This window comes from Saccharomonospora saliphila YIM 90502, from assembly GCF_000383795.1.
In the GTDB taxonomy this organism is placed as follows: Bacteria; Actinomycetota; Actinomycetes; order Mycobacteriales; family Pseudonocardiaceae; genus Saccharomonospora; species Saccharomonospora saliphila.
The window spans coordinates 156757-161660 of record NZ_KB912678.1 but is presented as its reverse complement, the minus strand read 5'-3'; the positions used below and the strand labels follow the sequence as shown (position 1 = coordinate 161660).

8 protein-coding genes are annotated in these 4904 nt (G+C 71.8%); 5 read left to right on the top strand and 3 right to left on the bottom strand.

All coding sequences use genetic code 11. The annotated features are described in order from the left end of the window. The 3 genes from SACSA_RS22830 to SACSA_RS0113275 all read right to left on the bottom strand — a co-directional run. Positions 1-199, bottom strand: a 199-nt coding sequence (locus SACSA_RS22830; protein WP_019816412.1) for a DUF202 domain-containing protein, incomplete at its 3' end; no start/stop codon positions are given. Positions 200-206: 7 nt separating this feature from the next. Further along, positions 207-572 (bottom strand): YidH family protein, encoded by a 366-nt coding sequence (locus tag SACSA_RS0113280; protein WP_019816411.1) that lies wholly within the window; start codon positions 570-572, stop codon positions 207-209. 10 nt (positions 573-582) lie between these two features. Next, positions 583-1005 (bottom strand): STAS domain-containing protein, encoded by a 423-nt coding sequence (locus SACSA_RS0113275; RefSeq protein ID WP_028661845.1) that lies wholly within the window; start codon positions 1003-1005, stop codon positions 583-585. Between the two features lie 357 nt (positions 1006-1362). On the opposite strand from SACSA_RS0113275, the gene SACSA_RS0113270 reads away from it, so the two are divergent. The 5 genes from SACSA_RS0113270 to SACSA_RS0113250 all read left to right on the top strand — a co-directional run bounded on the left by SACSA_RS0113270 (position 1363) and on the right by SACSA_RS0113250 (position 4703). Beyond that, on the top strand, positions 1363-1845 hold the full coding sequence (locus SACSA_RS0113270; protein WP_019816409.1) for a hypothetical protein: 483 nt from the start codon (positions 1363-1365) through the stop codon (positions 1843-1845). After that, on the top strand, positions 1842-2288 hold the full coding sequence (locus tag SACSA_RS0113265; RefSeq protein WP_019816408.1) for a hypothetical protein: 447 nt from the start codon (positions 1842-1844) through the stop codon (positions 2286-2288). Before SACSA_RS0113270 ends, SACSA_RS0113265 begins: the two co-directional genes overlap by 4 nt. A gap of 12 nt (positions 2289-2300) precedes the next feature. Further along, complete coding sequence (locus SACSA_RS0113260) at positions 2301-2951, top strand: UdgX family uracil-DNA binding protein (protein WP_019816407.1); 651 nt, start codon at positions 2301-2303, stop codon at positions 2949-2951. A 101-nt stretch (positions 2952-3052) separates the two neighbouring features. Further along, a complete protein-coding gene (locus tag SACSA_RS0113255) occupies positions 3053-3367 on the top strand; it encodes a HesB/IscA family protein (RefSeq protein ID WP_028661844.1) in 315 nt (104 codons plus the stop codon). A gap of 151 nt (positions 3368-3518) precedes the next feature. Beyond that, on the top strand, positions 3519-4703 hold the full coding sequence (locus tag SACSA_RS0113250) for a zinc-dependent alcohol dehydrogenase (RefSeq protein ID WP_028661843.1): 1185 nt from the start codon (positions 3519-3521) through the stop codon (positions 4701-4703). Positions 4704-4904: the final 201 nt, after the last annotated feature.

The following is a 4904-nucleotide window of genomic DNA, read 5'->3' as shown; positions in this document are numbered from 1 at the left end:
CGCGGCGTGCTCCCGCGACGGCGAGGGAGACCGCCGCGAGGCCGGTCAGCGCGGCCGGGGCGGCGAATGCGGCCCCGCCGTCGTACGCGGCGTGGTAGAGCAGGAACAGCGCGAGCGCGCCCGCGGCGAGCGCCGTCCGCTGCCACGCCAGCCCGGTGCGCTCGGCCTGCAAACCCCTGTCGGCGTTCCCGCCCACCATCACGACATCACCCCGTGAGTATCAGCACGGCGGCGAAGGCCGTGATGAGCAGCACGCCGCTCGCGAGTACGAGCAAGACCACGCTGCGTGGCAGCGGTTCGGACCGGCGCATGGCCCGCTGCACCCGGCGCCACCGGGGGTAGCTCAGCCCGGCCAGCATCGTGGCCAGTCCGACACACATCGTCGCCAACGCCGTCCGCGCACCGTCGGTGGCCAGGCCGGGAACGAGCTGGTGAATCGCCACGCCTCCCGCCACGAGTCCCAGTGCGGTCCGGAGCCAGGCCAGGAAGGTGCGTTCGTTCGCGAGGGTGAACCGGTAATCGGGCTCGGCCTCGGCCGATGCGGGAGGGCGTGCGTCGTCGTCCCCGGTCACCGGGTGGGGCCTAGTCGGCGGCCGTCAGCGCGGAGACGGCGTCCGAGTCGCTTTCGTAGACCGGCATCTGTGCCACCAGCCCGGTCGCCTCGAGCGGGCGCAGAACCACACGCTTGGTGGCGACGATGGCCCACGTCAGCTTGTCGTGGGCGGCCATCTCCGAGAGCTCGGCGAGCACGGACAGGCCCGCGGAGCCGAGGAAACTGATGCCGTCCAGATCGAGGACGAGGCCATCGGTGTCGCCGACGTTGTCCTGGACCCACCGCCGCAGTTCGGGGGCGGACAACAGGTCGACCTCGCCGGACACCCGCGCGAGCACCGCGTCGCCCGACCGTCGTTCGGCGTCGATGCGCATACCGTGGCTGTCGAGTGGCCGCGGCTGCGCGTGGGGCGTCGACTGCGAGGTCAGAGTGTTGGGATCGGTGCTACGCACTGTGTTGTCCCTCCGTAGCGTTCGGACAGGGCACAGGCAGGTCATCAGAAACTTCGGCGCGGAGAAGCCCGGCGCACGGACCTGAGGACCTGTGCCTCGGACACGGCTGTGGGCTCAACCGCTGTCGTCCACCGTAAGAAGGTTGCCGCCTGCTTCGCAACCTGCCCGGCCGGTCCGCGCGGGGTGCGTGGCCGGTACCGGGTTACGGCGTGGTCTCCAGTGTCTCATATCCCGCCGGGACGGGGGTGGCGCGACGGCCACGGCGGGGTGCGCGGTCGTTTGTCCTCACCGGCCCTCGGGTACTGCGAGGCGCGACGGGCCCCGATGCACACGGGGCCGAAAGGGAGGAGGGAGTCCATGAGTGACGGCGAGGACCCCGTGACACCACCCCAGGACACGGGAATGCCGGACACCGCCGAGAGCGATCCCGCCGCGCTGAGCAGCGCCGAAGACCTGGACGAGGACCGTCTGCGGGTGGACCCGCTCGAGGAAGGGGTCGAGCCTCCCGAGCACTACAGCGAGGCCACGCGGTACGGCATGACCCCGTTCGAACAGCAGCAGGGCGAGACGCTGGAGCAGCGGGTCAGGGAGGAAGAACCCGACACCGCCGAACCCGCGGCGCCCCAGCGGCCGGTCGCGGCCACTCCGGCCGATGAGCTGGACGAGACGGTGGATCACGTCACCGACGAGCCGGAGCCGGTGGTGCCGGAGGAGGAGCCCTCCGACCCGAACACCCCCGCCGTGCGGCGAGGGCAGAACGCCGACCGTGCCGGGGGTTCGGTCGCCGAGGCCGTACGGACGCCGGAGGGCACCGAGGAGCCGGACGGGGGCCGGACGTGAGTGCCCCCGAGGCGGACGCGCCCGCCCTCACCGAGCGGATGCTCGAGGTCGTGGCCGAGGACGATGTGGAATCCCTGAGCACACTGCTCGCCGCGGTGGTGGCGCCGTCCTCACCCCGGGGGCACCTGCTCGAACCGGTGCTGGGCGAGCTGGTGCGGATCGTGACCGCACTGCTGCGGGAGCGCACGGGCGGGGAGGCCATGGACGGCCCGGCCTTCACCGCCGACCTGCTCGACACCGAGAATCGCCCCTTCGCCATCGACGACGTCGACCCGGCGCTGCGGGCCGTGCTGCGCGCGGTACTGGCCCGCCTCAACGGTGATCCCGGCGACGCCGCCTTCCAGCTCGGGCTCGTGACGAGGGACCCGGAGCCGCTGTCTCGTCTGGACGCGGTGTGGCACCTGCTGCTCTGGGCGAGCGTGCTCGGCGACCGGAACGCGTGACGGTGGTCTCCGGTGGTCACCTACGAGGGCGCCGGGGCCTACCTTCCGGCGAAGAGGTCGATTCCCGCGTTGGCCGAGGCGGTGAACGCGTGCCGGGGCTGTGATCTCTACCGGGACGCCTCGCAGGCGGTTTTCGGTGCCGGACCCGACCGTGCGCGTGCCGTGTTCGTCGGTGAGGTACCCGGCGACCGGGAGGACCGGACGGGCGAGCCGTTCGTCGGGCCCGCCGGGGCACTGCTCGATCGGGCCCTCGACGAGGCAGGCATCGACCGCGCTGGGGTATATGTCACCAACGCGGTGAAGCATTTCCGTTTCACACGTGCGCAAACGGGCGCGCGGGCGGACGGAGGACGGCGCATCCACAAGAAACCCTCGCGCTCGCAGATCGTCGCCTGTAGACCGTGGTTGCTGGCCGAACTGGACGCGGTGCTGCCCCGGGTCGTGGTCTGTCTCGGTGCCACGGCCGCGCAGTCGCTGCTCGGGCCGGATTTCCGGGTGGGACAGTCACGCGGTCAGCTGCTGGAACCGGCCGAACGGGCCGGGGGAGCCCTCGTGCTCGCGACCGTGCATCCGTCCTCGATCCTGCGTGCCCGCGACGACGACCGCCGGGACGCGCACGCCGCGTTCGTCGCGGATCTGCGCGTGGCCGCGACGGCCCTCTGACCGGCCGGAGGAGAACCGACGGCATGGCGGAGCGGCGTGTCGGCCCCGGCACGCCTACGGTGGGGGTTGGCAGCTACACGCGACCGAAGGGAAATGCCGACATGCTCGCCATGACTGACGCTGCCGCCGAGGCGATCAGCGCGTTGACTTCGCAGGACGGCCAGGACGCGGCCGGGCTGCGATTCGCGGTGCGCGAGGAGAACGACGAGGGTGCCCAGCTGGCGCTCTCGATCGCCCCCGCACCCGAGGACGGCGACCAGGTGCTCGGCACCGAGGGCGGCGCCCGGGTGTTCCTCGAGCCCCAGGCGGCCAGCTTCCTCGACGACAAGGTCCTCGACATTCAGCAGGACGACCAGGGGCAGCTCAACTTCGCCGTGATGCAGCAGGCGGAGGGAACGGAGGGCGTGCAGGGCTGAGAACCCGCACGCGTTTGGTGCCGGGTCGGCGGTGGTACCTCGCCAGCGATGGCGACCACCGCTGGCCCGGCACCGTGCCGTTCGACACCCTGTCGGACCCGGTGAGGCTCCCAGCGTCCACGACCGGCCGATGTGGGAGGGAACGCAGGCGATGAAGGCCTTGACCTGGCAGGGAAAGCGCAACGTCGAGGTGACCGAGGTCGCCGACCCCCGCATCGAGGAGCCCACCGACGCGGTGATCCGCGTGACCTCGTCCGGGCTGTGCGGCTCGGACCTGCACCTGTACGAGGTACTGGGCGCGTTCATCGACCCGGGGGATGTGCTCGGCCACGAGCCCATGGGCGTGGTGGAGGACGTGGGCCCCGCGGTCGAGAACCTGCGGCCCGGAGACCGGGTCGTCGTCCCCTTCAACGTCGCGTGCGGCCGGTGCTTCTACTGCACCCGGAACCTGCATTCCCAGTGCGAGACCACGCAGGTGCGCGAGCACGGCAAGGGCGGCGCGCTGTTCGGTTACACCAAGCTCTACGGACAGGTGCCGGGAGGCCAGGCCGAGCGCCTGCGGGTGCCGCAGGCGCAGTTCGGCCCGATCCCGGTACCGGAGGGCCCACCCGACGAGCGGTTCCTGTACCTCTCCGACGTGCTGCCGACCTCGTGGCAGGCCGTCGAGTACGCCGCGATCCCCGAGGGCGGCTCGGTGACCGTGCTGGGGCTCGGGCCGATCGGCCAGATGTCGGCGCGCATCGCGAAGCACCGCGGGGCCGGAACGGTCATCGGGGTCGACCTCGTCGACGAGCGCCTCGCCATGGCCGCGCGGTACGGTGTGGATACGCTCGACCTGCGCAGGCACAAGTACCTCGCGGACGCGATCCGGGCCCGCACGGACGGCCGGGGAACCGACTCGGTCATCGACGCGGTCGGGATGGAGGCGCACGGGGCGCCGGTGGCGGGACTGGCGCAGCAACTGGTCACGCTGATGCCGAATCCGATCTCGGCGAAGCTCACCGAGAAGGCCGCCGTGGACCGGCTCAGCGCGCTGCACACCGCCATCGACGTGGTGCGTCGCGGCGGCACGATCTCACTGTCCGGTGTGTACGGCGGAATGGTCGACCCCATGCCGATGCTGACGCTGTTCGACAAGCAGGTCCAGCTGCGCATGGGGCAGGCCAACGTCCGCGCGTGGGTGGACGACATCATGCCCCTGCTGACCGGAGAGGGCGATCCCCTCGGGGTGGAGGACTTCGCCACCCACCAGCTCCCGCTGTCCGAGGCGCCGCACGCCTACGAGATGTTCCAGAAGAAGCGGGACGGCGCCATCAAGGTGATCTTCAAACCCTGACGTCCGGCTCACGGCACGCCGGCGCGGGCCCGCCGGTGCGCTGCGGTCGTCACCGTGCGCGGTCGGCCAGCCAGGAGCGGATCAGTGCCGCGCTTTCGGTGCGCAGCAGGTCGGCGGCGTGCCGCCGCGCGTACTCCGGTGAGGGCGCGTGCTCGACGAGCGAGCGCCAGGCGGCGATGCCCGCTCCGGCCAGCTCGGCGT

Excerpts from the sequence above, each read along its gene's own strand:
- SACSA_RS0113270 (WP_019816409.1), top strand. The coding sequence starts at position 1,363 with ATGAGTGACGGCGAGGACCCCGTGACACCACCCCAGGACACGGGAATG.
- SACSA_RS0113255 (WP_028661844.1), top strand. The coding sequence starts at position 3,053 with ATGCTCGCCATGACTGACGCTGCCGCCGAGGCGATCAGCGCGTTGACT.
- SACSA_RS0113250 (WP_028661843.1), top strand. The coding sequence starts at position 3,519 with ATGAAGGCCTTGACCTGGCAGGGAAAGCGCAACGTCGAGGTGACCGAG.